The organism is Streptomyces thermoalcalitolerans, assembly GCF_039525155.1.
GTDB classification, from domain to species: Bacteria; Actinomycetota; Actinomycetes; order Streptomycetales; family Streptomycetaceae; genus Streptomyces; species Streptomyces thermovulgaris.
The window spans coordinates 199536-226225 of record NZ_BAAAHG010000003.1; the positions used below are offsets into that span (position 1 = coordinate 199536).

The following is a 26690-nucleotide window of genomic DNA, read 5'->3' on the forward strand; positions in this document are numbered from 1 at the left end:
CGGGTTCTCCCTGCCGCTCGGGTGCGGGGCGTCGGCGGTGAACGCTCAGTGCCGGGCGTACTTGTCCGTCGCCTTCACCAGCGCGTCCGCCATGGCCGGGGCGCCCGCGTCGTGGCCGGCCTGGTCGACGATGACCAGTTCGCTGTCCGGCCAGGCGTGGTGGAGGCGCCAGACGGTGCCGAGGAGGTTGCCGAAGTCGAGGCTGCCTTGGACGAGGGTGCCGGGGATGCCCTTGAGCAGAGGGGCGTCGCGGAGGATCACGCCCTCGTCGTTTCCCTCGCCGAGGAAGTGGTCGTTGCCGAAGTAGTGGGTGACCGTGCGGGCGAAGGCCATGCGGAAGACGGGGTCCTCGTAGCGCGCGACGGAGCGGGGCGGGGCGGGGATGATCGCCGTCTCCCAGTCGGTCCAGGCGCGCGCCGCCCGTTCCCGGACGGCCGGGTCGGGGGACTCGAGCAGCCGGTTGAAGGCGGCGGCGAGGTTGCCGTCGCGGTCCTGCTCGGGCAGCTCGGCCAGGAAGCGTTCGAACGCCTCCGGGAAGATCCTTCCCAGGCCGTGGGTCAGCAGGGCCACCTCGGGGTTCGAGCCGGTGGCGACGGCGGTGAGGACCAGTTCGGAGACCGCGGAGGGGTGCGTCTGGGCGTAGCGCAGCGCCAGCACCGAGCCCCAGGAGGCGCCCCACACGAGCCATCGCTCGATGCCGAGGTGGCGGCGCAGCAGCTCCAGGTCGGCGATCAGGTGCGCGGTGGTGTTCACGCTCATGTCGGTGTCGTACGCGCTCGCGTGCGGCGTGGAGCGTCCGCAGCCGCGCTGGTCGAGCAGCACGATCCGGTACGCGTCGGGGTCGCAGTAGCGCCGGTATCCGGGGGTGCAGCCGGAGCCCGGTCCGCCGTGCAGCATCACCGCCGGTTTGCCCCGCGGGTTGCCGCAGGTCTCCCAGTAGACGCGGTTGCCGTCACCGACGTCGAGCATGCCGTGGTCGTACGGTTCGATCTCCGGGTAGAGGCCCATCGGGGCACCGTAGGCGGGGTGCGGCGGTCCTGTCATCCCTATTTTCCGCGCAGCCCTTCGCAGGGTCCTCCGCTCTGCTCTTCCCTCTGTTCCCGGGGCAGGCCGGCTGTCCGCGCCGCCGTGCGCAGGACGGCGCGCAGCATGTCGGGGGTGAGTCTGCCGGTGAAGGTGTTGCGCTGGCTGACGTGGTAGCAGCCGAAGAGGGTGATGCCGTCGAGGGGGACCCGGGTGGCGTGGGCGAAGGGCGGGCGGGGGCGGGGAACCCGCCAGCCGGCCTTAGCGAAGGCCGAGAGGGCCGCCTGCCAGCCGAAGGCGCCCAGGACGACGACCGCGCGGAGGGTGGGGCGCAGAAGGGTCAGTTCCTGGACGAGCCAGGGACGGCAGCTGTCGCGTTCGGCGGGTGTGGGCTTGTTGCCGGGCGGGGCGCAGTGGACGGGGGCCGTGACGCGCACCCCGTACAGGCGCAGACCGTCGTCGGCAAAGACCGCGGTGGGCTGGGAGGCCAGGCCCACGTCGTACAGGGCCTGGTAGAGGACGTCTCCGGAGCGGTCCCCCGTGAACATGCGGCCGGTGCGGTTGCCGCCGTGGGCCGCCGGGGCCAGGCCGACGATCAGCAGACGGGCGTCCGGGGGACCGAAGCCCGGTACCGGGCGGCCCCAGTAGGTCCAGTCGGCGAACGCGGCCCGCTTGGTGCGGGCCACCTCCTCCCGCCAGGCGACCAGCCGCGGGCAGGCCCGGCAACCGGTGATCCGCTCGTCGAGGTCGGCGAGCGTGCGAGGGTGGTCCATGGGTCCACGGTAGTTTTCCGGAGTCCACGGTGGTTTTCCGGAGCCGGTGGGTGATGCGGCTAAGGTCGGACGCATGGCTGCTCAGAACGACCAGGACGTGGACCCGAAGACCGCCGCCGCCATCGCCGCCGCCGAGGCGGCCGGCCCGGCCGCCGGTGAGAACGTACGGATCGACAGCTGGATCTGGGCCGTCCGTCTGGTCAAGACCCGCTCCATCGGCGCGACCGCCTGCCGGGGCGGGCATGTCCGGGTGAACGGGGAGCGGGTGAAGCCGTCGTACTCCGTGCGCGTGGGGGACGAGGTACGGCTGCTGCACGCGGGCCGCGAGCGGATCGTCGTCGTCAAACGGCTGATCCGCAAGCGCGTGGGCGCCCCCGTCGCCGCCCAGTGCTACATCGACAACTCCCCGCCGCCTCCGCCCCGCGAGGCCGTCGCCCCCGTCGGCGTCCGCGATCGCGGCGCCGGCCGTCCCACCAAGCGCGACCGGCGCGAGCTGGAGCGCCTGCGGGGCCTGGGCGGCCGTCCCCGGGGGCGGTGACGTCCGCCGTCCCACGCCTGCCGTCTCACCCCTGCCGCCGCAGCAGCCGCAGGAGCGTCACGTTGTGCTCCCGCCGTGCCCATGCGATCACCGCGAGCGGCACGATCAGGACGAGCGGGGTCGCCGCGTACTGCCCGTCGAAGACGGTGAGCTGCACGACGAACGCCCCCGCCATCAGCGCGCCCAGTCCCGCCGCCGCCACCGACTGCAGCACCGGGATCAGCAGTCCCACGGCCCCGGCCAGCTCCAGCAGGCCGATGGCGTACATTCCGGCACTCCCCCATCCGATCCCGTCGAACGACTCGACCGCCGACGGATGCGCGATGAGCTTGGGCAGCGCACTGGCGAACGCGTAGAACAGCGCGAGCACCGTCTGTACGGTGCGCAGCGCGATCCGGGCGGCACGGCGGCCGCGGGCGGACACTGTCCCGGTGGTGACGGACATGAGGGACTCCTCTGGGAAGCAGGTCGGGTCGTTGTGCTTGCACAGAGGTGGACTGCTTCACGCCGCGGAACTCATCGCCCTCACGCGTGTTCCGTTCTCCGTCGGGTACCGCTCCCCTCGGCCCTGCCTTCCGCACCGGCCGTTCCCTCCCGGGGTGGTTCACCTGTTCGTAAGGTGCGGACTCGCCTTTGATGAAGCTCTTCCGAGGGGAGTACGGTGCGAGGAGGAGCGGTGACCGACCATGCGTACGGGCAGTGAGCCCACTACCGCGCGCAGTGCTCTGCGGGCGCGGTTCTGGCTGAGTGTGTGGGGGCTGGTCTGGACGGCCGTCGGCGCGGTGGTGTTCGCGCTGACGGGGCTCCTCGGGTGGGCGGTGGCCTGTGGGGTGCTGTGGCTGGTGATCGCCATTGATCTGGCGATGATCGTGCGGCACATGCGGCAGGGGCCGCACTATCAACCGGGGCGGGACATACCGCCGTACTGGCCGCCGGAGTAGACGCCTGCCGCTGTCAGGTCCGGTCTCAGGTGTCGAAGCGGGCCCGCTCCAGGTACTCCGGGTTCGGATCCAGGGCCGCCGCCAGCCGGAAGTGGCGCCTGGCCAGGTCGGAACGGCTCTGCCGTTCATAGGTGCGGGCGAGCGCGAAGTGCGCGTAGGCGTTGTCCGGCTCGCGCTCCAGCACGATCGTGAACTCCAGCTCGGCCGACCGCAGCTGTGCGGCGGCGAAGAAGGCGCGGGCGCGCAGCAGCCGGGCCGCCGTGTTCTCCGGGTGCGCGGCTATCACCCCGTCGAGCAGCTTCACCGCGCCGCGCGGATCCTGTGCGGCCAGCAGCTGCTCGGCGGCACGGTAGTGGACGACATGCGTCTCAGGAGTACGTTCGGGCACGGCTGCTTCCTTCCCTCGCCGGGATCGTTCAACGCGCCGCGCCGGCTTCCCTATTCCTCTTGCCCCTGCTGCTTCCGCGCTTCCCGCGGCTTCCGCGGTTCCTGCGGCTCCCGCGGTTCCTGCGGCTTCTGCCGGAGCGCCCGTTCCCTGCGCCTCAGGTCCGCCCAGACCTCCCTCACCCGCTGCTTCAGCCGCTCCAGCGGCACATCGTTGTCGATCACGATGTCCGCGATCTTCAGGCGCTCCTCCCGCGTCGCCTGCGCGGCCATGCGCGCGCGTGCGTCCTCCTCGGTCATGCCGCGCAGGCGTACGAGGCGGTCGAGCTGGGTCTGCGGGCTCGCGTCGACCACGACGACCACGTCGTACTGGGGTGCCAGGCCGTTCTCCGTCAGGAGCGGGACGTCGTGGACCACCACCGCGTCCTCGGGCGCGGCCTCCTGCAGTTCACGGGAGCGGGCGCCCACCAGGGGGTGCACGATCGCGTTCAGGACCGCGCGCTTTTCGGGGTCGGCGAAGACGATCGAGCCCAGCCGGGGACGGTCCAGGCTGCCGTCCTCGGCCAGGATGTCCTGGCCGAAGGCCTCCACCACCGCCTCGAGTCCGGGCGTGCCCGGAGCGACCACCTCGCGCGCGATGCGGTCGGCGTCGATCAGCACGGCCCCGCACTCCACGAGCAGCCGCGACACCTCGCTCTTACCGGCTCCGATGCCCCCGGTCAGGCCCACGGACAGCATGCCCGGAAGCGTAGCCGATCAGGCTTCGCCCTCCCGCTCCGCCAGGAAGCGTTCGAACTGACGGCCGATCTCCTCCGCCGTGGGGATGTCGACCGGCTCGGCGAGCATGTTGCCCCGGGTCTGCGCACCCGCCGCCGCGTCGTACTGGTGCTCGAGCCCCTGGACGAGAGCCGTCAGCTCCTCGTCGCCCTCACGGATCTGCCGGTCGATCTCGGTCTGCGTACGCCGGGCGGCGGTGCGCAGGGAGTGGGCCACGGTCGGCAGGACCAGGCCGGTCGCCGAGGTGATCGCCTCCAGGACCGTCAGTGCCGCGTCCGGGTACGGGGAGCGGGCGATGTAGTGCGGCACGTGCGCGGCCAGGCCCAGCACATCGTGCCCGGCCTGCATCAGGCGGTACTCCAGCAGCGCCTCCGCACTGCTCGGCACCTGCGCCTCCTCGAAGGGGCTGGGGTGGCCCGGTACGAGGTCACTGCGGTTGCCGTGCGGGGTCAGGCCCACCGGGCGGGTGTGCGGGACGCCCATGGGGATGCCGTGGAAGTTCACCGAGAGGCGTACGCCCAGCCGCTCCACCATCTGCCGTACGGCCGCCACGAAACGCTCCCACTCCACGTCGGGCTCGGGCCCGGACAGCAGCAGGAACGGCGCACCCGTCGTGTCCTGGAGCAGGTGCAGCTCGATGCGGGGCACCTCGTAGTCGGTCCAGCGGTCGCGCTGGAACGTCAGCAGCGGGCGGCGGGCCCGGTAGTCCACGAGCCGGTCGTGGTCGAAGCGGGCCACGACCTGGTGGGGCAGCGAGTCCAGCAGCCGGTCGACGATCTGGTCGCCGATCTGGCCCGCGTCGATGTATCCGTCGAAGTGGTAGAGCATGACAAGGCCGGCCGACTCCTGGGCCAGTGCCATATCGACGACTGCCAGACCCTTCGGCTCCCATGCGTACAAACCCTGCGGATCAAGCACTGTGTGATCGCCCCTCCTTGTGTTCGTAGGTGCACAACGAGCAGCGCGGTGTCGACATTCCCGCACTCAGTCCGACGTCCGCCCTCCGGCGGCCCCGGCCCGGGCCGCGGCCGCCTCGAGCATCGGGTCCGGGGCGAGGGCGGAATTCCCGTCGTCCGACTCCTCGGTCTTCGAAAGGCAGGGCGCGGCAGCCGCGAGGTGGGGAGGGCGGTGCGCGGGGGCGAGGGCGTGCTCGCGTCCCCAGAAGGACGTGTCACCGGCGCGGGCCCGTGCGTCCAGGGCGGCACAGGCGGCGCTCCTGCACGACCAGGACCGGGCGAGGCCGGCCGGTGCCCGGCAGGGGTGCGCGGCCTGCTCGGGTCCGAGGCCCGCCTCGGCCGGCGCGCCCAGGATCATGCCGACGGTCCGCGTTCCGGCCGGCCGCCGAGCGGTCCGGACGGTGGCGAGCGCGCGGAAGGTGCACTTGCCGGCGCCGTCCTTCTCCAGCGGTTCCAGGCTCGCCCCGACGATGCGCTGCGGCGACAGCGTGGCCGCGCGGCGTCCGCCCCGGCTGTCCCCGACCCCCATCTCCACCGGCTCCTTCCACCTCGTGCTGGCCCCTGTCATTGTGCCCGAGACGGGTGGTGCCCGAGACGGGTGAAAACCACTGACATCGCCGCTGTCAGCATCGCCGACAACGGTGGAGTGCGCGCATGTCGGTGCGCCGCCTGGAGGCCCCCGGGGGCGCGGGTCCGCGCTGCTCCATGGCTCCGCCGTGGTAGCGCGGCCGGCCGGCGCAACCGGTCGGCGTGCCCCGGCGCGGCGGGCCGGCCACGCGAAGGACGGCTGGTTCCGGTCCTCCGGTTTCCCGTCCCCGGCACGCATGCGAGGGGCCATACCCGGAAGGTATGGCCCCTCGCACTTTCGGCCTCTTCGGCCTTTCGGCCTATGCGGCTAGAACCGGCAACCGGTGATCAGCTCTGACCGCCCGCCAGCTTCTCCCGCAGCGCGGCCAGCGCCTCGTCCGAGGCCAGCGCGCCGGAGTTGTCGCCGCCCTCGGAGGAGTACGACCCGCCGGCCCCGGCCTGGGCAGCGGCCTCGCCGCCCTCGGCAGCGGCCTGGGCGTCCGCCTCGCGGGACTTGATGACCTGCGCCTGGTGCGCCTCGAAGCGGGCCTGCGCCTCGGCGTACTGGCGCTCCCACTCCTCGCGCTGCTTCTCGTAGCCCGGCAGCCAGTCGTTGGTCTCCGGGTCGAAGCCCTCGGGGTAGATGTAGTTGCCCTGGTCGTCGTAGGACGCGGCCATGCCGTACAGGGTCGGGTCGAACTCGACCGCCAGCGGGTCGGGGCCGAAGGCCTCGTTGGCCTGCTTCAGGGACAGCGAGATCCGACGGCGCTCCAGGTCGATGTCGATGACCTTGACGAAGATCTCGTCGTTGACCTGGACGACCTGCTCCGGAATCTCCACGTGGCGCTCGGCCAGCTCGGAGATGTGGACCAGACCCTCGATGCCCTCGTCCACACGAACGAACGCACCGAACGGAACCAGCTTCGTGACCTTGCCGGGCACGACCTGGCCGATCTGGTGAGTACGGGCGAACTGCTGCCACGGGTCCTCCTGGGTCGCCTTCAGCGACAGGGAGACCCGCTCGCGGTCCATGTCGACGTCGAGCACCTCGACGGTGACCTCCTGGCCCACCTCGACGACCTCGGACGGGTGGTCGATGTGCTTCCAGGAGAGCTCGGAGACGTGGACCAGACCATCGACGCCACCCAGGTCCACGAAGGCACCGAAGTTGACGATCGAAGAGACCACGCCGGAGCGGACCTGCCCCTTCTGCAGGGTCGTGAGGAACGTCTGGCGAACCTCGGACTGGGTCTGCTCCAGCCAGGCACGGCGGGAGAGGACCACGTTGTTGCGGTTCTTGTCCAGCTCGATGATCTTGGCCTCGAGCTCCTTGCCGACGTACGGCTGGAGATCGCGGACCCGGCGCATCTCGACCAGGGAGGCCGGCAGGAAGCCGCGGAGGCCGATGTCGAGGATGAGACCACCCTTGACGACCTCGATGACGGTACCGGTGACGATGCCGTCCTCTTCCTTGATCTTCTCGATGGTGCCCCAGGCACGCTCGTACTGGGCGCGCTTCTTCGAGAGGATCAGGCGGCCTTCCTTGTCCTCCTTCTGGAGAACGAGAGCCTCGATCTCGTCGCCGACGGCAACGACCTCGTTCGGGTCGACATCGTGCTTGATCGAGAGCTCTCGGCTCGGGATGACACCTTCGGTCTTGTAACCGATGTCGAGCAGGACCTCGTCCCGGTCGACCTTCACGATGACGCCGTCGACGATGTCGCCGTCGTTGAAGTACTTGATCGTCTCGTCGATCGCCGCGAGGAAAGCTTCCTCGTTACCGATGTCGTTGACCGCTACCTGGGGGGTGGTGGCGGTGGTCTCGGTGCTGCTCGTCATGTGGAAAAGGACTCCGGTACGGACATTGAAGTCGTAGGTACTGCTTACGCCGGAGCCCGTTTCGCTCTGTAGAAGCCGGACAGCCAAGGAAGCGCCACACGAGAGCCCAGCCGGACCACTGGTGGCGCCTCGACAACCGAGGGGACATACAACAGATGCGAGCGCAGCCTGCTCCGTCCGAGGCGCGCAGGCCCGCAGCGCAACTTGTAGCATACGGGGGCAGCCGGGCAGGGTCAATCGCGAAGCCGCGCATTAGGCGCAGAACGCCCCATTCCCGGCAGAAAACCCGGGTTGGCGCCCCGTGTGGCCACGCGGCCCGGACGGAAGGGTACGACGAGGGAGCCGATCATCCAAGAGCCTGAAATCTCCAAGGCGGTTGAAGTCTTCGAGCCTGTCGCCACCCGGCGTGAGGTGGGTGTCACGGAGAGCGTCAGGGCCAATCGGGGCTGGTGGGACCGCAACGCGGACGAGTACCAGAGCGAACACGGCACGTTCCTCGGCGACGACCGCTTCGTGTGGGGCCCGGAGGGCCTGGACGAGGTGGAGGCGGGGCTGCTGGGCGATCCGGACGAGCTGAGGGGCAAGGACGTCCTGGAGGTCGGCGCCGGCGCGGCGCAGTGCTCCCGCTGGCTGGCCGGGCAGGGGGCGCGCCCGGTCGCCCTGGACCTGTCCCACCGCCAGCTCCAGCACGCGCTGCGCATCGGCGGGACGTTCCCCCTGGTGTGCGCCGACGCCGCCGCGCTGCCCTTCGCGGACGGCTCCTTCGACCTGGCCTGCTCGGCGTACGGGGCGCTGCCGTTCGTCGCCGACCCGCGCACGGTGCTGCGGGAGGTGCGGCGGGTGCTGCGGCCGGGCGGGCGGTTCGTGTTCTCGGTGACGCACCCGGTCCGCTGGGCGTTCCCGGACGAGCCCGGCCCGGAGGGGCTGTCGGTGTCCGCCTCCTACTTCGACCGCACGCCGTACGTGGAGCAGGACGAGGAGGGCCGCGCGGTGTACGTCGAGCACCACCGGACCCTCGGCGACCGGGTGCGGGACATCGTGGCCTCCGGTTTCCGCCTGGTGGACCTGGTCGAGCCGGAGTGGCCCGCCTGGAACACCTCCGAGTGGGGCGGCTGGTCGCCGCTGCGCGGGAGACTGATCCCGGGAACGGCGATCTTCGTCTGCGTACGGGACTGAGGACGGGAGCGAGCGGCCGGCGCGCCGGCGGGGACCTTCGTGAGCCGCTGTGAGCTGCCCGTGCCGGGCCGGGTCCCGTCCCGGGCCCCGGCCGCCCGCTTCGGGGCTGTTCCGGGGCTACGACGCCGCCGACGGACTCGGCGACGGGTCCGCCGGCTCCACCGTCAGCTTCACCGTCAGCGTCGCGCCGCCGGTGGTGGTGATGCGGAGCAGGAACGTACCGGTGGTGTCGTCCGCGTACAGCCTGGGGAGCTTCAGCAGGCCCTTGTCGTCCGTCCGGAGGCCCTTCAGGGTGCGGACGGGGTTGCCGTCGGCGTCCTTGAAGTACGGGCCCCTGTCGTTCTCGGTGGGGTCGTCGTCCGACGTGATCAGGGTGGCGGTGGCCGCGACCCGGTCCGCCGCGGCGCCCTTGTAGGTGGCCCTGACCTCCACCTCGTCGGCGAACGCGCCGCCCGGCGTGCAGACGAGCGGGGTGTCAAAGGTGCGGGTGAGGGTGTCGGCGGCGCGCTCGGTGACGGTGGCCGTGTAGCCGACGCCGAGGACCGTGCGGCCGACCAGCACCGCGTGGACGGTGAAGTCGCCCGTCTTCTCGCCCGCCTGGAGCACGGGTGCCACCGCCACGCCCGAGGCGTCCGTGAGGGCCACGGCGACCTTCTCCCCGCTGGCGAAGGTGGCGTCGGTGTCGCCGCTGATCACGAACCGGACCCGGACCTTGCCGACCGGCTTGCCGTCCTCGGTCTCGGCACGCGTGCTGATCCTCTCGGGGAACGCGTCACCGGCCATGGCGGTGAGCCTGCCGGTGCCCGCGTCCTCGAGGTGGTGCACGGTGTCGGTGGGCGTGGGCGGCAGGGTGGGCCCGCCGGGGACCGGCTCCTGCGGGGCGGGCCGCGGAGTCGGCTCGGCCGGCGGGGTCGGCCGGTCCGGCCTGGCCGGCTTGTCCGGCTTGGACGGCTTCGGGCTCGCCGTGCCGCCGCCGCCCGGCTTCGCCGGCTTTCCGGACGCGGAACCCGGCGTACGGGAGGACGGTCCCGTCGACGCACCGGTGCCCGTCCCGGTGGTCCCGTCGCTGCGCCGGGACGGCAGCGGGCCCGTGCCGTCCGGCACCGAGTGGCTGTGCTTGCGGTAGTACTCCAGCCAGGTCAGGACGGTGTGGAGATAGTCCCGCGAGTTGTTGTAGCTGAGGATCGCGCGTTCGAGGTCGGCGTCGTTGGACAGGTCCCAGCCGAAGCGGCACAGGTAGTGGCCGGCGGCGAGGGCGGCGTCGTAGACGTTGTTGGGGTCCTTTGCGCCGTCCCCGTTGCCGTCGCGGCCCGCCCAGGCCCAGGTGGACGGGATGAACTGCATGGGGCCGACCGCGCGGTCGTAGGCGCTGTCGCCGTCGTACGCGCCGTGGTCGGTGTCGCGGATGCGGGCGAAGCCGTTGCCGTCGAGGCGCGGGCCGAGGATCGGGGAGAACGTGGTGCCGTTCGCGTCGACCTTGCCGCCGCGCGCGTGGCCGGACTCGACCCTGCCGATGGCGGCGAGCAGCTGCCAGGGCAGGTTGCAGCCGGGCTTGGCGGCGCGCACCTTGGCCGCGGCCTTCTTGTAGGCGTCGAGGACGGTCGCCGGGATGCCGCCCTCGCTCGGCTTCCCGGCGCCGGAGGTGTCACCGGAGTCACCGTCGGAGGTGCCGGGCGCCGGGCTGGGGCTGTTGAGCGGCGGCAGTTCCGTGTAGTACGGCGAGTTGCCGGTCGCGGAGCCCTCGGCGTTCGCCTCCGGATCGGGGGAGACCGCCTCGGCGGCGGACTGTCTGCCGTGGTCGTCGACCGTGACTCCGGGAGCCTGAGAGGCGGAGAGAGCCGCGACCGCCGCTGCGGCCACGGCCGTGGTTGCCGCTCCCTTGCGCAGTCTGCTGCCGAAATGCGCCGCCATGCAGTGAACCCCTCCCATTGGACGCCCCCGCGTCCGTCTGTGCAGGTGACCCTACGACAACTTCCTTTCCCTCAGCATCTGTTCGTGCCCGTTTTTCACCGATTGGCACGAGGTTCTGCGTGAGGTGTCACACGGAAGCCGCGCCGGGCTCTCTCTGCAGAGGGAACGTCAACTCCCCTGGGGGAAAGTTCCGTTGACATTCCCATGTGATGGTGCGGCAACCGCGCTGTCCGTGGTGCGCGGCGACGGGGCAGGGCGGGGCGGGGCGAGGTCGGCCGGTGCCGATGCCGTGTCCCGGTGCGGTGGCGGGGCCGGCGGCGGGCTGCCGGTGTATGCCCGGATCACCGCCGGCCGGTGAGGGAGCGTGCGTATACCCATGCCCGCATCCTGGTGGGTACGGGCGGCGGCTGCGTTTCCGCGAGGGCCACGGGAGTGACGGGTCCGGCCGCGCGGGGAGGCCTTGAGGGCCCCCCGCGGGGGGCCACGACGCCGAGCCCCGATGGGCGCCCGGGGCGGGGCTCCGGCACGCCGCCACGGGTCCGCGGGCGAGGCCCCGGGGCCCGTGGCGGCGTGCCGACCGGCTCTAGTGCGCCGCCGACTCCCAGTCCGGGCCGACGCCCACCGAGACGTCCAGGGGAACCTTGAGCCGGACCGCGCCGGACATCTCGCGGCGGACGATCTCCTCGGTGGCCTCGCGCTCGCCGGGGGCGATCTCCAGGACGATTTCGTCGTGGACCTGCAGCAGCATCCGGGAGGCGAGGCCGGCCTCGCGCAGGGCGCGGTCCACGCGCAGCATGGCGATCTTGACGATGTCCGCCGCCGTGCCCTGGATCGGCGCGTTGAGGGCCATCCGCTCGGCCATCTCGCGGCGCTGGCGGTTGTCGCTGTTGAGGTCGGGCAGATAGCGGCGGCGGCCGAAGAGGGTCTCGGTGTAACCGGTCGCCCGTGCCTCGTCGACCACGCGGCGCAGATAGTCCCGCACCCCGCCGAAACGCTCGAAGTAGGCGTCCATCAGGGCGCGGGCCTCGGCCGGCTCGATCTTCAGCTGCTGGGAGAGGCCGAAGGCCGACAGCCCGTAGGCCAGGCCGTACGACATGGCCTTGATCTTGCGGCGCATCTCCGGGTCCACGGCCGAGCGGTCGACGCCGAAGACCTGGGAGGCGGCCGTGGTGTGGAGGTCCTCGCCGGAGGTGAACGCCTCGATCAGGCCCTCGTCCTCGGACAGATGGGCCATCACCCGCATCTCGATCTGGCTGTAGTCGGCGGTCATCAGCGACTCGAAGCCCTCCCCGACGACGAAGCCGCGGCGGATGGCCCGGCCCTCGTCGGTGCGCACGGGGATGTTCTGCAGGTTGGGCTCGGTGGAGGACAGACGGCCGGTCGTGGCGACCGTCTGGTTGAAGGTCGTGTGGATACGGCCGTCCGCCGCGATGGTCTTGATCAGGCCCTCGACGGTGACGCGGAGCTTGGCCTGCTCCCGGTGGCGGAGCATGATCACCGGAAGCTCGTTGTCCGTCTGCGTGGCGAGCCAGGCCAGGGCGTCGGCGTCGGTGGTGTAGCCCGTCTTGGTCCTCTTGGTCTTGGGCAGGCCGAGCTCGCCGAAGAGGACTTCCTGGAGCTGCTTGGGCGAGCCGAGGTTGAACTCGTGGCCGGCCGCCGCGTGCGCCTCCTTCACGGCCTGCTGCACCGCGCCGGCGAACATCTGCTCCATCGCCTCGAGGTGGGCGCGGTCGGCGGCGATGCCGTGCCGCTCCATGCGGGCGAGCAGGGCGGAGACGGGCAGCTCCACGTCGCGCAGCAGCTCCGCCGCGCCGACCTCCCGCAGGCGCTCCTCGAAGGCCTCGCCCAGGTCGAGGATGGTGCGGGCCTGGATCATCAGGTTCTCGGCCTCGGCGCCCTCGTCCACGCCGAAGGCGAGCTGGCCGTCGGCCGCGGCGGCGGGGGCGAGCTCGCGGTGCAGGTACTCCAGGGACAGGGCGTCCAGGTCGAAGGAGCGACGACCCGGCTTGACCAGGTAGGCGGCGAGCGCGGTGTCCATGGTGACGCCCTCGATGCGCCAGCCGTGCTCGGCGAAGACCCGCATCGCGCTCTTGGCGTCGTGGAAGACCTTGGGCCGGCCGGTGTCGGCCAGCCAGTCGGCGAACGCGGTCTCGTCGGCCTCGTCCAGCTGGGAGGGGTCGAACCAGGCGGCGGCTCCGCCGGGCGTGGCGAGCGCGATCTCGGCGACGGAGCCCGTGCCCAGCGCCCAGGTGTGGACGGTGGCGACACCGAGGGGCTGTGTGCCGTGCTCGGCGAGCCAGGGCGCCAGCTCTCCGGTGCCGAGCACGCTGCCGTCCAGCTGCACGCCGTCCGCGGCGATCGGGGTGGTCTCGGCCTCCTCGGCGCCCGGGTCGACCGCGAAGAGACGCTCGCGCAGGGAGGGGTTGCGGATCTCCAGGGTGTCCAGGACCATCGCGACGGCCTTGCGGTCGTACGGCGTGCGCACGAGGTCGGTGACCGCCTTGGGCAGCTCGACGTTCCGCTCCAGCTCGGTCAGGCGGCGGTTGAGCCTGACGGACTCCAGGTGGTCGCGCAGGTTCTGTCCGACCTTGCCCTTGACCTCGTCGGCGCGCTCGATGAGCCGGGCGAGGGAGCCGAACTGCTTGATCCACTTCGTGGCCGTCTTCTCGCCCACGCCGGGGATGCCGGGCAGGTTGTCGGAGGGGTCGCCGCGCAGGGCGGCGAAGTCCGGGTACTGGGCCGGCGTCAGCCCGTACTTCTCGGCGACCTTCTCCGGGGTGAACCGGGTCAGCTCGGAGACCCCCTTCGTGGGATACAGCACCGTGGTGTGCTCGCTGACCAGCTGGAAGGAGTCCCGGTCGCCGGTGACGATCAGCACCTCGAAGCCCTCGGCCTCGGCCTGGGTGGCGAGGGTGGCGATCACGTCGTCCGCCTCGTACCCCTCGACGGCGAAGCGGGCGACGTGCATCGCGTCGAGCAGCTCGCAGATCAGCTCGACCTGCCCCTTGAACTCGTCCGGGGTCTTGGAACGGTTCGCCTTGTACTCGGGGAACTCCTCCGAGCGCCATGTCCTGCGGGACACGTCGAACGCCACCGCGAAGTGCGTCGGCTCCTCGTCACGCAGCGTGTTGGCCAGCATCGACGCGAAGCCGTAGATCGCGTTCGTCGGCTGCCCGGTCGCGGTCGTGAAGTTCTCCGCGGGCAGCGCGAAGAACGCGCGGTAGGCCAGCGAGTGTCCGTCCATGAGCAACAGCCGCGGACGGCTGCCGCCAGGGGTGCTGTCGGTCTTCTTCGATGCTGTATCTGCCACGTCCCCGATCCTGCCACGGACCACCGACACCCGGCGTCCGCCCCGTGGACGGCGGGGCCGCGGGGCCTGCCCGCCCCTCCGTCCGTCCCGGCTCCCCGCCGCCGGGGACGGCGGATCCTCTCACAACGCCCTCACAACGCCCTCACGACGCTCCTCGCGACGCCCTTCGAAGAAGAAGGGGAGCGTGGAAAAATCGTGCGCGGTCCTCGGTACGCGCGATCGAAGGGAAGCGTGCGATGGTGGCGAAGGCTCCGAAGGGGGATCCCGTCCAGGATGCGCCGAAGGTCGCCGCGCCGGAGCACGCGGCGGCGGGGCTGCCCGCCATCGGGCACACCCTGCGGGCGGCGCGGCGTCAGATGGGCGTGCGGCGGACCGCGTTGACCCTGCTGCGGGTCAACCAGGAGGACGGTTTCGACTGCCCGGGGTGCGCGTGGCCGGAGCCGGAGCGGCGGCACACGGCGGAGTTCTGCGAGAACGGGGCGAAGGCGATCGCCGAGGAGGCCACCCTGCGCCGGGTCACCCCGGAGTTCTTCGCCGCGCACCCCGTGTCCGAGCTGGCGGGAAAGAGCGGGTACTGGCTGGGGCAGCAGGGGCGGCTCACCCACCCGATGTACCTGCCCGAGGGCGCCGATCACTACGAGCCGGTCAGCTGGGAGCGGGCCTTCGACATCATCGCCGAGGAGATCTCCGCCCTCGGCTCCCCCGACGAGGCCGTCTTCTACACCTCCGGCCGCACCAGCAACGAGGCCGCGTTCCTCTACCAGCTCTTCGCCCGCGAGCTCGGCACCAACAACCTGCCCGACTGCTCCAACCTGTGCCACGAGTCCTCCGGCCGGGCCCTGGCGGAGACGATCGGCGTCGGCAAGGGCAGCGTGCTGCTGGAGGACCTGTACCGGGCCGACCTGATCATCGTGGCCGGGCAGAACCCGGGGACCAACCATCCGCGGATGCTCTCCGCCCTGGAGAAGGCCAAGGCCGCCGGCGCGCGGATCATCAGCATCAATCCGCTGCCCGAGGCCGGTCTGGAACGCTTCAAGAACCCGCAGACCCCGCAGGGCGTCCTCAGGGGCTCCGCGCTCACCGACCTGTTCCTGCAGATCCGCATCGGCGGCGACCAGGCACTCTTCCGTCTCCTCAACAAGCTGATCCTCGAGACCGAGGGCGCGGTCGACGAGGAGTTCGTCCGGCAGCACACCCATGGGTACGAGGAGTTCGCCGCCGCCGCCCGCGCCGCCGACTGGGACCGGACGCTCGCCGCGACCGGCCTGTCCCGCGAACGGATCGAGGAGGCGCTGCGCATGGTGCTCGCCTCCCGGCGCATCATCGTGTGCTGGGCGATGGGCCTGACCCAGCACAAGCACTCCGTGCCGACCATCCGGGAAATCGTCAACTTCCTGCTGCTGCGCGGCAACATCGGACGTCCGGGGGCGGGCGTGTGCCCGGTGCGCGGTCACTCCAATGTGCAGGGCGACCGCACCATGGGCATCGTCGAACGGCCCTCCCCCGCCTTTCTGGACGCCCTGGAGAAGGAGTTCGGCTTCACCCCGCCGCGCAAGCCCGGCTACGACGTCGTCCGGGCCATCCGCGCCCTGCGCGACGGCGAGGCCAAGGTGTTCTTCGCCATGGGCGGCAACTTCGTGGCCGCCTCCCCCGACACCGAGGTCACCGAGGCGGCCATGCGCCGTGCCCGGCTGACCGTGCATGTGTCGACCAAGCTCAACCGTTCGCATGTCGTCACGGGCGCGCGTGCCCTGATCCTGCCGACGCTGGGCCGCACCGAGCGCGATGTGCAGGCCGGCGGCGAGCAGTTCGTCACCGTCGAGGACTCCATGGGCATGGTGCACGCCTCCCGCGGCCGGCTCGAGCCCGCGAGCCCCCACCTGAAGTCGGAGCCGGCCATCGTGTGCCGGCTGGCCCGCCGGGTGCTGGGCGAGAACAGCGTGGTGCCGTGGGAGGAGTTCGAGAAGGACTACGCCGCGATCCGCGACCGCATCGCCCGTGTGATCCCCGGCTTCGAGGACTTCAACGCGCGCGTGGCCCATCCCGGGAAGGGCTTCGCGCTGCCGCACGCCCCGCGCGACGAGCGCCGCTTCCCCACGGCCACCGGCAAGGCCCACTTCACCGCCGCGCCCGTGGAGTACCCCGAGGTGCCCGAGGGCCGGCTGCTGCTGCAGACACTGCGCTCGCACGACCAGTACAACACCACCATCTACGGCCTGGACGACCGCTACCGCGGGATCCGGAACGGCCGGCGGGTGGTGCTGGTCAACCCCGAGGACGCACGGGCGCTGGGCGTCGCCGACGGGTCCTACGTGGATCTGGTCGGCGAGTGGAAGGACGGCGTGGAGCGGCGGGCGCCCGGCTTCCGGGTCGTGCACTATCCGACCGCGCGCGGGTGCGCGGCCGCGTACTACCCGGAGACCAACGTCCTGGTGCCGCTGGACGCCACCGCGGACATCAGCAACACCCCGGCCAGCAAGTCCGTCGTGGTGCGTCTGGAACAATCGACGGCCGACTGAGCGTTCGCTCAGTCAGGAGCCGATCAGCGACGCCGATCAACGACGAACGGAGCCGTACGCCATGGGCGAGCAGCACCAGGTGAAGTTTCCTCAGGAAGTCCTCGACGAGTACGCCGCCCTCGGCATAGACCTGCCGGCCCTGTTCTCCGCCGGGCATCTGGGCACCCGCATGGGCGTGCAGATCCTGGAGGCGTCCGCCGACCGTGTCGTCGGCACCATGCCGGTGGAGGGCAACACCCAGCCCTACGGCCTGCTGCACGGCGGCGCCTCCGCCGTTCTCGCCGAGACCCTGGGCTCCGTCGGCGCCATGCTGCACGGCGGCAGCTCCAAGATCGCCGTCGGTGTCGACCTGAACTGCACCCACCACCGCGGGGTCCGCTCGGGTCTGGTCACGGGCGTGGCCACGCCCGTCCACCGGGGGCGCTCGACGGCGACGTACGAGATCGCCATCAGCGACGAGGAGGGGCGGCGTGTGTGCAGCGCCCGCCTGACCTGCATGCTGCGCGATGCGAAGCCGGGCGAGGGCGTCCCCGTCGACCCCCCTGCGGCCGGCTGAGCCGCCGGGCCTCCCGCGTCCCGGCCGTTGCCCCCGGATCCGGCCGGCCCTAGCGTCATGGCATGACAACGGAAGAAGTCCCCCGGCCGGGGGCACAAGTGCCCCGGCCCCGGCCCGGATCGGGGCACCGCACCACCGACGGCACCGGCGAGGCCGTCGCGATGAGCGGCATCGGGCCGCTCGAACCGGGCGAGGGCACGCACGCGTGGGACGCGCCCGGTGCCGCCGGCCCGCCCCGCATCCCCTGGGCGTACGGCCCCCTCGCGCGGGCGTACCGGCGGCACCGCCGCGCCGTCCTCACGGCCGCCACGCTCATCCTCCTTCTCGCGAGCGGCAGTTACCTCTACGCCACCCGTGAGCGCCCCTCGCCGCCCGCGCCCTCCGCCCCGCCCTATCCCTCCCAAGTCACCGACATCTCCTACCTGGACGCGGTGGCCACGCCGCCCCGCGACGCCGGGCCCAGGAGCTTCAGCTTCGCGGTGCTGGTCGGTGTGCGCTCCGGCCCGCCCGTGACGGTGACCCGTGTCAGCCAGCCGTACGCGGGACTCTCCGTCACCTCCGAGCCCCGGCCCCCTTTCCGCACAAAGGCGGGAACCGCCCAAAAAGTTGTCATCACCATGCATATAAGGGAGTGCAAGAAGGCCCCGGAGAGCGCCGGGCTCCCTTTCCTGGATGTAACACTGCGTAACGCGCGCGCAATCCAAGTGCACAGTTTCATCCTCGGCCCGCGCTACGCACAGAGCCTCTCCGAGGCCCTTCGGGCGGCGTGTGACAACGATTCCAGGTAATCACCAAAACATCTGAGACACCTGAATCCATCGCCGCCCATCCTGCGGGTTCTCAGAATCCGGACAGGGCGAATCGGCCTGAATTCCACTGTTCCACCCATGCGGCGCCGGTCCGCATTACGTCGGGTCATAACAAGAGCATCACAGCATGGCTCAGACTCTCCTCCACATTCCCCGCCCGCGCTTAGAGTCACGCCCAGTCACGGCGCGGTCAGGAAAGATCTTCGGACCGGCGCTTGACTCGGCCTCTTCCAGGGGGGAGTGGCCGTGCCAGGGAAAGGACTGATCGTGCGTCAACGTTCGCTCATCGCCATCACCGCCGCACTGGCAGCGGGAGCACTCACCCTTACCGCCTGCGGATCGCGGGGCGGGGACAAGGGTTCGGACTCCGGCAGCGGCGGCACCATCGTCACCATCGGCGTCGACGCCCCGCTGACGGGCGACCTGTCCGCACTGGGTCTCGGTATCAAGAACTCCGTCGACCTGGCCGCCAAGACCGCGAACAAGCAGAACTACGTCAAGGGCGTCACCTTCAAGATCGAGGCCCTCGACGACCAGGCGCAGCCCTCCTCGGGTCAGCAGAACGCCACCAAGTTCGTCGCCGACAAGAGCGTCCTCGGCGTCGTCGGCCCCCTCAACTCCTCCGTCGCCGAGTCCATGCAGAAGGTCTTCGACGACGCGAAGCTGGTCCAGGTCTCGCCTGCCAACACCAACCCCGCGCTCTCCCAGGGCGTGAACTGGCAGAAGAGCAAGAGCCGCCCCTACAAGTCGTACTTCCGTACTGCGACCACCGACGCCATCCAGGGCCCGTTCGCCGCGCAGTACATGTACAACGAGGCCAAGAAGCGCAAGGTCTTCGTCATCGACGACAAGAAGACCTACGGCGCCGGCCTTGCCTCCACCTTCACCGCGGAGTTCAAGAAGCTCGGTGGCAAGGTCGTCGGCACCGACCACATCAACCCCGAGACCAAGGACTTCTCCGCGGTCGCCACCAAGGTCAAGAACTCCGGCGCCGACGTGGTGTACTACGGCGGCGAGTACCCGCAGGCCGGCCCGCTCAGCAAGCAGATCAAGGCCGCCGGCGCCAAGGTTCCCCTCATCGGCGGTGACGGCATCTACAGCGGCGACTTCATCAAGCTCGCCGGCGCCGCCGGCAACGGCGACTTCGCCACCTCCGTCGGCGCCCCGGTCGAGGAACTCCCCTCGGCCAAGGAGTTCATCGCCAACTACAAGGCCGCCGGTTACAAGGAGGCCTACGAGGCCTACGGCGGTTACTCCTACGACTCGGCCTGGGCCATCATCGAGGCCGTCAAGAAGGTGGTCGAGGACAACGGCGGCAAGCTCCCCGACGACGCCCGCGAGAAGGTCACCGCCGCCATGCAGAACGTCTCCTTCGACGGAGTGACCGGCAAGGTTTCCTTCGACGAGTTCGGTGACGCCACGAACAAGCAGCTCACCGTCTACTCCGTCCAGGAGGGTGCCTGGAAGCCCGTGAAGTCCGGCACCTACACCGGCTGACCCGGATTGCACCACCACGTCGCGCGGGGCGCCGTACCACTGGCGCCCCGCGCGTACTCACTTACGGCCCATCCGTCGAACTTTCCGAACGTCTCGGAGGACATGCGGTGAACGAACTGCCGCAGCAGCTGGTCAACGGCCTGCTACTGGGATCCATGTACGGGCTGGTCGCCATTGGCTACACCATGGTCTACGGCATCGTCCAGCTCATCAACTTCGCCCACGGCGAGATCTTCATGGTGGGAGGCTTCGGCGCCCTCACCGTCTATCTCTATGTGCTGCCCGACGGCACATCCATGTGGGTGGCGCTTCCGCTGATGCTCCTCGGAGCCATCATCGTCTCCGTGCTGACCGCCATCGGAGCGGAACGATTCGCCTACCGTCCCCTGCGCGGCGCACCGCGCCTTGCCCCCCTCATCACCGCCATCGGCCTCTCCCTCGCCCTTCAGCAGGCCGTCTGGGCCTGGTACCCCGGCGGTGAGGACTCCCTCAACTTCCCGCAGATCGAGGGCGGTCCCTTCGAGATCGGCAGCGTCACCATCCAGACCGGCGACATCTTCCTCTTCGTCGTCGCCCCCATCAGCATGGCCATCCTCGCCTACTTCGTCATGAGGACCCGCACCGGACGCGGTATGCAGGCCACCGCCCAGGATCCCGACACCGCCAAACTCATGGGCATCAACACCGATCGCATCATCGTGATCGCCTTCGCCCTCGGTGCCGCCTTCGCCGCCGTCGGGGCCGTCGCCTACGGCCTCAAGTACGGCCAGGTCCAGTTCCGCATGGGCTTCATCCTCGGCCTCAAGGCCTTCACCGCCGCCGTCCTCGGAGGCATCGGCAACATCTACGGAGCCATGATCGGCGGTCTCGCCCTCGGCATCGCCGAAACCCTGGCCACCGCCTACGTTGCCGACATTCCCGGAATGCACCAGTTCGGCAGCCAGTCCTGGGCCGACGTCTGGGCCTTCGTACTCCTCATCCTCGTGCTCCTGTTCAGGCCTCAGGGTCTGCTCGGCGAGCGAGTCGCGGACAGGGCGTGACACCGATGACCACACAGACCGCAGCAAGCAACACCCCCAGCACCACCACCGCCGCAGCCCCCAAGGGCCTCATCGGCATCCCCGAGAACATCGGCCGCGCCCTCGCCACCGCCGGCGGTGCCCTCGCTGTCGCCTCCACCTTCCTCGCCTGGACCTGGACCTCCGCCTTCCCCGGCGACCTCACCGTCTATGGTTACCCCGGCGGCCTCCAAGTACTCGTCCTGATCGGCGGCGCTCTCACCGCTCTCTTCGGCCTCGCCTCCTACGGCGTCAAGGGACTGCGCTGGCTGGCCCCGGCGGGCGCCGACAGCGCCATCAAACTCGCCGCCCTGGGCACCTTCGCCACCGCCTGGTACACCGTCATCGCCATCAGCGCCAAGCTCGGCGGGCTCGTCAACCTCGAACCCGGCGGCTGGGTGGTGGCCGTCGTCACCCTTGCCGCCGTGCTCGGCGCGTTCTCCCTGCCGTTCGAGCGGCCGGAAGCCGACCAGCACGACGCCGACGGCACGGGCTGGGACCGGTTCCGCCACAACGCGCGTCACCAGGTCGCCGTGTTCAGGGCCGCTCTCGCCAGCGGCGACAGCGCCCCCGCCCGCAAACTCCCCGCCTACGCCGAAATCCTGATCATCGTCGCCGTCCTCGCCGTCGGCCTCACCGTCTTCACCTACGGCATCGGCACCGAGTACGACGAACTCTTCATCGGCTTCCTCATCACCGCGGGCTTCGGCTTCGCCGCTCTGGCCAAGGCAGGACTGATCGGCCGTATCGCCACGATCACCGCCAGGCACAGCACGGTCACCATGATCGGCGCCTTCGTCGCGGCCGCCGCCTTCCCCTTCACCCAGTCCGACGACCAGTACGCCACCATCGGCGTCTACATCCTGATCTTCGCCACGGTCGCACTCGGCCTCAACGTCGTCGTCGGTCTCGCCGGCCTCCTCGACCTCGGATACGTCGCCTTCCTCGGCGTCGGCGCCTACACCGCCGCGATGGTCTCCGGAAGTCCCTCCAGTCCCTTCGACGTCCATCTTCCCTTCTGGGCCAGCGCCATCATCGGTGCCGTGGTCGCCATGGTCTTCGGCGTCGTCATCGGTGCCCCCACCCTTCGCCTCCACGGCGACTACCTCGCCATCGTCACCCTCGGCTTCGGCGAGATCTTCCGCATCGCCGTCCTCAACACCGACGGAACCTCCGGGCCCGACATCACCAACGGCTCCAACGGCATCTCCTCGATCCCCAACCTCAAGCTCTTCGGCTTCGACTTCGGCCAGGAGCACACCATCCTCGGGTTCACCATCGCCCGGTTCGCCAACTACTTCCTGCTGATGCTGCTCATCACGCTGATCGTCGTCGTGGTCTTCCGACGCAGCAGCGACTCCCGCATCGGCCGTGCCTGGATCGCCGTCCGCGAGGACGAGACCGCCGCCCGCGCCATGGGCATCAACGGCTTCCGCGTCAAGCTCATCGCCTTCGCTCTCGGCGCCACGCTCGCGGGCCTCGCCGGCACCGTCCAGGCCCACGTCACCTACACCGTCACCCCCGAGCAGTACATGTTCGCGCACGTCGTCCCGCCCAACTCCGCCTTCCTGCTCGCCGCGGTCGTCCTCGGCGGCATGGGCACCATCAGCGGCCCGCTCGTCGGCGCGGCCCTGCTCTACCTCATCCCGGCCAAGCTCCAGTTCCTCGGCGACTACCAGCTCCTGGCCTTCGGTCTCGCACTCGTCCTGCTGATGCGCTTCCGCCCGGAGGGCCTGATCGCCAACCGGCGCCGCCAGCTCGAGTTCCACGAGGACACGGAAGCGCCCGCAGTCCTCAGCAAGGCAGGGGTCTGATCCATGACAACCGACACCACCACCAAGGGCACCACGCCCGACGCCACCACCCCCGGCGAGCCCATCCTCGACGCCCGCGGCGTCACCATGCGCTTCGGCGGCCTCACCGCCGTACGCGGAGTCGACCTCACCGTGAACAGCGGCGAGATCGTCGGACTCATCGGCCCCAACGGCGCCGGCAAGACCACCTTCTTCAACTGCCTGACCGGGCTCTACGTCCCCACCGAGGGCGAGGTCCGCTACAAGGGCAAGGTCCTGCCGCCCAAGCCCTTCAAGGTCACCGCGGCCGGCATCGCCCGCACCTTCCAGAACATCCGTCTGTTCGCCAACATGACGGTGCTGGAGAACGTGCTCGTCGGCCGGCACACCCGCACCAAGGAAGGGCTCTGGTCCGCCCTGCTGCGCGGCCCCGGCTTCCACCGGGCCGAAGCCGCCTCCCGCGCCCGCGCCATGGAACTCCTCGAGTTCGTCGGTCTGGCCCACAAGGCCGACCACCTCTCGCGCAATCTGCCCTACGGCGAGCAGCGCAAGCTCGAGATCGCCCGCGCGCTGGCCAGCGAGCCCGGCCTGCTGCTCCTGGACGAGCCCACCGCCGGCATGAACCCGCAGGAGACCCGCGCCACCGAGGAGCTGGTCTTCAAAATCCGGGACATGGGCATCGCCATCCTCGTCATCGAGCACGACATGCGGTTCATCATGAACCTCTGCGACCGTGTCGCCGTGCTCGTCCAGGGCGAGAAGCTCATCGAGGGCGACAGCGTCACCGTCCAGCGCGACGAACGCGTCATCGCCGCCTACCTCGGTGAGCCCTTCGAGGGCGCCCCCGGCGCCGAGGAGGTCGCCGAGGTGGAGAGCGCCGAGGCCCATGCGAAGGCGGAAGCACAGGCCGAGAGCGCCGAGGCCGAGGCGAAGACGGAAGCACAGGCCGAGAGCGCCGAGAACACCACGGACGCCGCGTCGGGCAAGAGCACGACGGACGCCGCGCCCGGCAAGGAGAACGACCGATGACCGCACTGCTCGAAGTCGAGGACCTCCGCGTCGCCTACGGCAAGATCCAGGCCGTCAAGGGCATCTCCTTCACCGTCGAGGCCGGCCAGATCGTCACCCTCATCGGCACCAACGGCGCCGGCAAGACCACCACCCTGCGCACCCTGTCCGGGCTGCTCAAGCCGGTCGGCGGGCAGATCAGGTTCAACGGCAAGTCGCTGAAGAAGGTCCCCGCCCACCAGATCGTCTCCCTGGGGCTCGCCCACTCCCCCGAGGGGCGGCACATCTTCCCCCGGATGACCATCGAGGACAACCTTCTGCTCGGTGCCTTCCTCCGCAAGGACAAAAGCGGCATCGAGAAGGACATCCAGCGCGCCTACGACCTCTTCCCCATCCTGGGAGAGCGCAGAAAGCAGGCTGCGGGCACCCTCTCCGGCGGTGAACAGCAGATGCTCGCCATGGGCCGGGCCCTGATGTCCCAGCCCAAACTGCTCATGCTCGACGAGCCCTCCATGGGTCTCTCCCCGATCATGATGCAGAAGATCATGGCGACCATCGCCGAGCTGAAGGCCCAGGGCACCACCATTCTGCTCGTCGAGCAGAACGCCCAGGCCGCCCTCTCCCTGGCCGACCGGGGCTATGTCATGGAGGTCGGCAACATCGTCCTCTCCGGCACCGGCCAGGAGCTGCTGCACGACGAATCGGTCCGCAAGGCGTACCTGGGCGAGGACTGAGGAATCCAGGGCCAGAAGGCCGCACGACAGGACAAGGGCCCGCGTCCCCCAAGGGGCGCGGGCCCTTTCCCCGTTCCTCGTCGTGCCTTGTCGTTTCCCGGCGTGCCTCGGTGTGCTTCGGTGTGCTTCGGTGTGCTTCGTCGTTTCCCGTCGTGCCTCGTCCGGCTCAGCCCTTGTCGGGCTTGGCGGCGCTCTTCGCGGCCTTCCGCTCCTCGCTGTCCTGAAGGATCGCCTCCGCGACCTGCCGCATCGACATACGGCGGTCCATCGACGTCTTCTGGATCCAGCGGAACGCCGCCGGCTCGTTCAGCCCGTACTCCGTCTGCAGCACCGACTTGGCACGATCGACCAGCTTGCGGGTCTCCAGCCGCTGGGAGAGGTCCGCGACCTCCTTCTCCAGCTCCTTCAGCTCCGTGAACCGCGACACGGCCATCTCGATCGCCGGGACGACATCGCCCTTGTTGAAGGGCTTGACCAGATAGGCCATCGCACCGGCGTCCCGCGCGCGCTCCACGAGCTCCCGCTGCGAGAACGCGGTCAGCATCAGCACCGGCGCGATCCGCTCCCCGGCGATCCGCTCCGCCGCCGAGATGCCGTCGAGCTTGGGCATCTTCACGTCGAGGATCACCAGGTCGGGCCGGTGCTCCCGGGCCAGCTCCACGGCCCGCTCCCCGTCCCCGGCCTCCCCGACGACCCGGTACCCTTCCTCCTCCAGCATCTCCTTGAGGTCCAGCCGGATCAGCGCCTCGTCCTCGGCGATGACGACCCGTGTGGTCAGCGGAGGCCTGTGCGACTTGTCGTCGGACACGTCTACGGGCTGAGGTGGCTCGGCGGTCACGGGGCGCTCCTTGTTCCGGAGAGGAAGATACTGCTCTCAAGAGCGTACCGAGCTGCGGTAAGGTGGGGGCACGGCGGGTGACCGTCGATCTTCGTTTCGAAGGGGCCCCGGTAGCCCAGCGGTAGAGGCAATGGTCTCAAACACCATCCAGCGTCGGTTCGAATCCGACCCGGGGTACTTTCCTCCGAGTCCAAGGTCACCGGTTCCCCTGGAGGGTGTCGTCCTCCCCGATGCGGTGGACCCGGACCAGGTTGGTGGAGCCGGACACGCCGGGCGGTGAGCCGGCTGTGATGACCACCACATCGCCTTTCTCGCAGCGGCCGCTTCTCAGCAGGAGTTCGTCGACCTGCTCGACCATCGCGTCGGTCGAGTCGACGCGCGGGCCCAGGAATGTCTCCACGCCCCAGGTCGCGCTGAGCCGGGAGCGGGTGGACGGCTCCGGGGTGAAGGCCAGGAGCGGGATCGGGGAACGGTAGCGGGAGAGACGGCGGGCCGTATCACCCGACTGGGTGAAGGCGACCAGGAATGAGGCGCCGAGAAAATCGCCGATCTCCGCGGCGGCACGGGCGACGGCGCCCCCCTGGGTGCGGGGCTTGTCGTGTTCGACCAGGGGCTGCAGTCCCCTGGCGAGGAGGTCGTCCTCGGCCGCCGTGATGATCCGGGCCATCGTCCGCACCGTCTGCACCGGGTACCTGCCCACGCTGGTCTCGCCCGAGAGCATCACCGCGTCCGTACCGTCGATCACCGCGTTGGCCACGTCGGAGGCCTCCGCGCGGGTCGGGCGGGAGCTGCCGATCATCGAGTCGAGCATCTGGGTGGCGACGATCACCGGTTTGGCGTTGCGCCTGGCCAGTTTGATCGCCCGCTTCTGGACGATGGGGACCTGCTCCAGCGGCATCTCCACGCCCAGGTCGCCGCGGGCGACCATGATGCCGTCGAAGGCGGAGACGATGTCCTCCAGGGCCTCGACCGCCTGGGGTTTCTCGATCTTGGCGATGACCGGGAGACGGCGGCCCTCGTCGTCCATGACACGGTGGACGTCGAGGACGTCCCGGCCGCTGCGGACGAACGACAGGGCGATGACGTCGAAGCCGGTGCGCAGCGCCCAGCGCAGGTCGTCCTCGTCCTTCTTGGTCAGGGCGGGGACGGAGACGGCGACCCCGGGAAGGTTCAGGCCCTTGTGATCGGAGATCACCCCACCCTCGATCACCCTGGTGCGGACCCGGGGACCGTCGACCGAGGTCACCTCGAGGCAGACTCTGCCGTCGTCGACGAGGATGCGTTCGCCGGGGGCGACGTCGTCCGCGAGGCCGGCGTGGGTGGTGCCGCAGAGATGACGGTCGCCCTCGACTCCCTCCTCCACGGTGATGGTGAAGGTGTCGCCGCGCTCGAGAAGCACCGGCCCTTCACGGAAACGGCCGAGCCGGATCTTCGGCCCCTGGAGGTCGGCGAGAATTCCGACACTGCGCCCGGTCCGCTCGGCGGCCTTGCGCACATGCCGGTAGCGCTCCTCGTGTTCGGCGCGGTCGCCATGGCTCAGATTGAACCGGGCGACGTCCATTCCGGCGTCGACCAGAGCTTCGATCCGGTCGTATGTGTCCGTGGCGGGTCCGAGGGTACAGACGATCTTTGCTCGGCGCATGATGGGGCCCATGCCTTACCAAGTGGTGTGCCGCGGTGCGA

23 protein-coding genes and 1 tRNA gene are annotated in these 26690 nt (G+C 70.3%); 12 read left to right on the forward strand and 12 right to left on the reverse strand.

Annotated elements, in window-relative coordinates; all coding sequences use genetic code 11:
* Positions 1-45: 45 nt before the first annotated feature.
* Together pip and ABD224_RS03675 are read right to left on the reverse strand one after the other, a co-directional pair.
* Positions 46-1008: a prolyl aminopeptidase gene (pip, locus tag ABD224_RS03670; RefSeq protein WP_344046667.1), complete on the reverse strand. Its 963-nt coding sequence runs from the start codon at positions 1006-1008 to the stop codon at positions 46-48.
* A gap of 38 nt (positions 1009-1046) precedes the next feature.
* A complete protein-coding gene (locus tag ABD224_RS03675; protein WP_344046669.1) occupies positions 1047-1796 on the reverse strand; it encodes a uracil-DNA glycosylase in 750 nt (249 codons plus the stop codon).
* A 73-nt stretch (positions 1797-1869) separates the two neighbouring features.
* Between ABD224_RS03675 and ABD224_RS03680 the strand changes: the two genes are divergently transcribed.
* Positions 1870-2334 (forward strand): RNA-binding S4 domain-containing protein, encoded by a 465-nt coding sequence (locus ABD224_RS03680; protein WP_344046671.1) that lies wholly within the window; start codon positions 1870-1872, stop codon positions 2332-2334.
* Positions 2335-2359: 25 nt separating this feature from the next.
* Here ABD224_RS03680 and ABD224_RS03685 read toward each other — a convergent pair whose 3' ends face one another.
* On the reverse strand, positions 2360-2779 hold the full coding sequence (locus ABD224_RS03685; protein WP_344046673.1) for a DoxX family protein: 420 nt from the start codon (positions 2777-2779) through the stop codon (positions 2360-2362).
* Positions 2780-3020: 241 nt separating this feature from the next.
* On the opposite strand from ABD224_RS03685, the gene ABD224_RS03690 reads away from it, so the two are divergent.
* Entirely contained in the window at positions 3021-3275 is a 255-nt protein-coding gene (locus ABD224_RS03690; RefSeq protein ID WP_344046675.1) for a DUF6343 family protein, read from the forward strand.
* A 25-nt stretch (positions 3276-3300) separates the two neighbouring features.
* On the opposite strand, the gene ABD224_RS03695 is transcribed toward ABD224_RS03690, so the two are convergent.
* The 5 genes from ABD224_RS03695 to rpsA form a co-directional block, all read right to left on the reverse strand.
* Complete coding sequence (locus tag ABD224_RS03695) at positions 3301-3663, reverse strand: tetratricopeptide repeat protein (protein ID WP_344046677.1); 363 nt, start codon at positions 3661-3663, stop codon at positions 3301-3303.
* 50 nt (positions 3664-3713) lie between these two features.
* Positions 3714-4397: a dephospho-CoA kinase gene (coaE, locus tag ABD224_RS03700; RefSeq protein WP_344046679.1), complete on the reverse strand. Its 684-nt coding sequence runs from the start codon at positions 4395-4397 to the stop codon at positions 3714-3716.
* A gap of 18 nt (positions 4398-4415) precedes the next feature.
* Complete coding sequence (locus ABD224_RS03705) at positions 4416-5354, reverse strand: proteasome assembly chaperone family protein (RefSeq protein ID WP_344046681.1); 939 nt, start codon at positions 5352-5354, stop codon at positions 4416-4418.
* Between the two features lie 66 nt (positions 5355-5420).
* Positions 5421-5921, reverse strand: coding sequence for a hypothetical protein (locus ABD224_RS03710; RefSeq protein ID WP_344046683.1), 501 nt, complete (start codon positions 5919-5921; stop codon positions 5421-5423).
* Between the two features lie 386 nt (positions 5922-6307).
* Positions 6308-7798, reverse strand: coding sequence for a 30S ribosomal protein S1 (gene rpsA, locus ABD224_RS03715; protein WP_344046685.1), 1491 nt, complete (start codon positions 7796-7798; stop codon positions 6308-6310).
* A 348-nt stretch (positions 7799-8146) separates the two neighbouring features.
* Between rpsA and ABD224_RS03720 the strand changes: the two genes are divergently transcribed.
* Positions 8147-8974: a class I SAM-dependent methyltransferase gene (locus ABD224_RS03720; protein WP_344046743.1), complete on the forward strand. Its 828-nt coding sequence runs from the start codon at positions 8147-8149 to the stop codon at positions 8972-8974.
* Positions 8975-9091: 117 nt separating this feature from the next.
* On the opposite strand, the gene ABD224_RS03725 is transcribed toward ABD224_RS03720, so the two are convergent.
* Together ABD224_RS03725 and polA are read right to left on the reverse strand one after the other, a co-directional pair.
* A complete protein-coding gene (locus tag ABD224_RS03725; protein ID WP_344046687.1) occupies positions 9092-10885 on the reverse strand; it encodes a lytic transglycosylase domain-containing protein in 1794 nt (597 codons plus the stop codon).
* 583 nt (positions 10886-11468) lie between these two features.
* Positions 11469-14195 (reverse strand): DNA polymerase I, encoded by a 2727-nt coding sequence (polA, locus tag ABD224_RS03730; RefSeq protein ID WP_344046689.1) that lies wholly within the window; start codon positions 14193-14195, stop codon positions 11469-11471.
* A 236-nt stretch (positions 14196-14431) separates the two neighbouring features.
* On the opposite strand from polA, the gene ABD224_RS03735 reads away from it, so the two are divergent.
* The 8 genes from ABD224_RS03735 to ABD224_RS03770 all read left to right on the forward strand — a co-directional run bounded on the left by ABD224_RS03735 (position 14432) and on the right by ABD224_RS03770 (position 24169).
* Positions 14432-16714, forward strand: a complete 2283-nt coding sequence (locus tag ABD224_RS03735) for an FdhF/YdeP family oxidoreductase (RefSeq protein ID WP_344046691.1) — start codon at positions 14432-14434, stop codon at positions 16712-16714.
* 61 nt (positions 16715-16775) lie between these two features.
* Positions 16776-17270: a PaaI family thioesterase gene (locus ABD224_RS03740; RefSeq protein ID WP_344046693.1), complete on the forward strand. Its 495-nt coding sequence runs from the start codon at positions 16776-16778 to the stop codon at positions 17268-17270.
* A gap of 161 nt (positions 17271-17431) precedes the next feature.
* Complete coding sequence (locus tag ABD224_RS03745) at positions 17432-18058, forward strand: Tat pathway signal sequence domain protein (protein WP_344046745.1); 627 nt, start codon at positions 17432-17434, stop codon at positions 18056-18058.
* 288 nt (positions 18059-18346) lie between these two features.
* Positions 18347-19576, forward strand: coding sequence for a branched-chain amino acid ABC transporter substrate-binding protein (locus ABD224_RS03750; RefSeq protein ID WP_344046695.1), 1230 nt, complete (start codon positions 18347-18349; stop codon positions 19574-19576).
* Positions 19577-19683: 107 nt separating this feature from the next.
* On the forward strand, positions 19684-20616 hold the full coding sequence (locus ABD224_RS03755; RefSeq protein WP_344046697.1) for a branched-chain amino acid ABC transporter permease: 933 nt from the start codon (positions 19684-19686) through the stop codon (positions 20614-20616).
* Between the two features lie 5 nt (positions 20617-20621).
* On the forward strand, positions 20622-22448 hold the full coding sequence (locus ABD224_RS03760; protein ID WP_344046699.1) for a branched-chain amino acid ABC transporter permease: 1827 nt from the start codon (positions 20622-20624) through the stop codon (positions 22446-22448).
* 3 nt (positions 22449-22451) lie between these two features.
* Positions 22452-23456, forward strand: a complete 1005-nt coding sequence (locus tag ABD224_RS03765) for an ABC transporter ATP-binding protein (protein WP_344046701.1) — start codon at positions 22452-22454, stop codon at positions 23454-23456.
* Entirely contained in the window at positions 23453-24169 is a 717-nt protein-coding gene (locus tag ABD224_RS03770; protein WP_344046703.1) for an ABC transporter ATP-binding protein, read from the forward strand. The genes ABD224_RS03765 and ABD224_RS03770 overlap by 4 nt, the downstream gene beginning before the upstream one ends.
* Positions 24170-24335: 166 nt before the next feature.
* Here the strand turns inward: ABD224_RS03770 and ABD224_RS03775 are convergent, their stop codons facing one another.
* Positions 24336-25007 (reverse strand): ANTAR domain-containing response regulator, encoded by a 672-nt coding sequence (locus ABD224_RS03775; protein ID WP_344046705.1) that lies wholly within the window; start codon positions 25005-25007, stop codon positions 24336-24338.
* 104 nt (positions 25008-25111) lie between these two features.
* Between ABD224_RS03775 and ABD224_RS03780 the strand changes: the two genes are divergently transcribed.
* Positions 25112-25184: transfer RNA gene (locus ABD224_RS03780), tRNA-Leu, on the forward strand.
* A gap of 19 nt (positions 25185-25203) precedes the next feature.
* Here ABD224_RS03780 and pyk read toward each other — a convergent pair.
* Positions 25204-26649, reverse strand: coding sequence for a pyruvate kinase (gene pyk, locus ABD224_RS03785; RefSeq protein WP_344046707.1), 1446 nt, complete (start codon positions 26647-26649; stop codon positions 25204-25206).
* Positions 26650-26690 lie beyond the last annotated feature (41 nt).

What these genes read in the sequence shown, in the direction of transcription:
- pip (WP_344046667.1), bottom strand. Translation starts at nt 1,008, where the DNA reads ATGGGCCTCTACCCGGAGATCGAACCGTACGACCACGGCATGCTCGAC.
- ABD224_RS03675 (WP_344046669.1), bottom strand. Translation starts at nt 1,796, where the DNA reads ATGGACCACCCTCGCACGCTCGCCGACCTCGACGAGCGGATCACCGGT.
- ABD224_RS03680 (WP_344046671.1), top strand. Translation starts at nt 1,870, where the DNA reads ATGGCTGCTCAGAACGACCAGGACGTGGACCCGAAGACCGCCGCCGCC.
- ABD224_RS03685 (WP_344046673.1), bottom strand. Translation starts at nt 2,779, where the DNA reads ATGTCCGTCACCACCGGGACAGTGTCCGCCCGCGGCCGCCGTGCCGCC.
- ABD224_RS03690 (WP_344046675.1), top strand. Translation starts at nt 3,021, where the DNA reads ATGCGTACGGGCAGTGAGCCCACTACCGCGCGCAGTGCTCTGCGGGCG.
- coaE (WP_344046679.1), bottom strand. Translation starts at nt 4,397, where the DNA reads ATGCTGTCCGTGGGCCTGACCGGGGGCATCGGAGCCGGTAAGAGCGAG.
- ABD224_RS03710 (WP_344046683.1), bottom strand. Translation starts at nt 5,921, where the DNA reads ATGGGGGTCGGGGACAGCCGGGGCGGACGCCGCGCGGCCACGCTGTCG.
- rpsA (WP_344046685.1), bottom strand. Translation starts at nt 7,798, where the DNA reads ATGACGAGCAGCACCGAGACCACCGCCACCACCCCCCAGGTAGCGGTC.
- ABD224_RS03725 (WP_344046687.1), bottom strand. Translation starts at nt 10,885, where the DNA reads ATGGCGGCGCATTTCGGCAGCAGACTGCGCAAGGGAGCGGCAACCACG.
- ABD224_RS03735 (WP_344046691.1), top strand. Translation starts at nt 14,432, where the DNA reads ATGGTGGCGAAGGCTCCGAAGGGGGATCCCGTCCAGGATGCGCCGAAG.
- ABD224_RS03740 (WP_344046693.1), top strand. Translation starts at nt 16,776, where the DNA reads ATGGGCGAGCAGCACCAGGTGAAGTTTCCTCAGGAAGTCCTCGACGAG.
- ABD224_RS03745 (WP_344046745.1), top strand. Translation starts at nt 17,432, where the DNA reads ATGAGCGGCATCGGGCCGCTCGAACCGGGCGAGGGCACGCACGCGTGG.
- ABD224_RS03760 (WP_344046699.1), top strand. Translation starts at nt 20,622, where the DNA reads ATGACCACACAGACCGCAGCAAGCAACACCCCCAGCACCACCACCGCC.
- ABD224_RS03765 (WP_344046701.1), top strand. Translation starts at nt 22,452, where the DNA reads ATGACAACCGACACCACCACCAAGGGCACCACGCCCGACGCCACCACC.
- ABD224_RS03770 (WP_344046703.1), top strand. Translation starts at nt 23,453, where the DNA reads ATGACCGCACTGCTCGAAGTCGAGGACCTCCGCGTCGCCTACGGCAAG.
- pyk (WP_344046707.1), bottom strand. Translation starts at nt 26,649, where the DNA reads ATGCGCCGAGCAAAGATCGTCTGTACCCTCGGACCCGCCACGGACACA.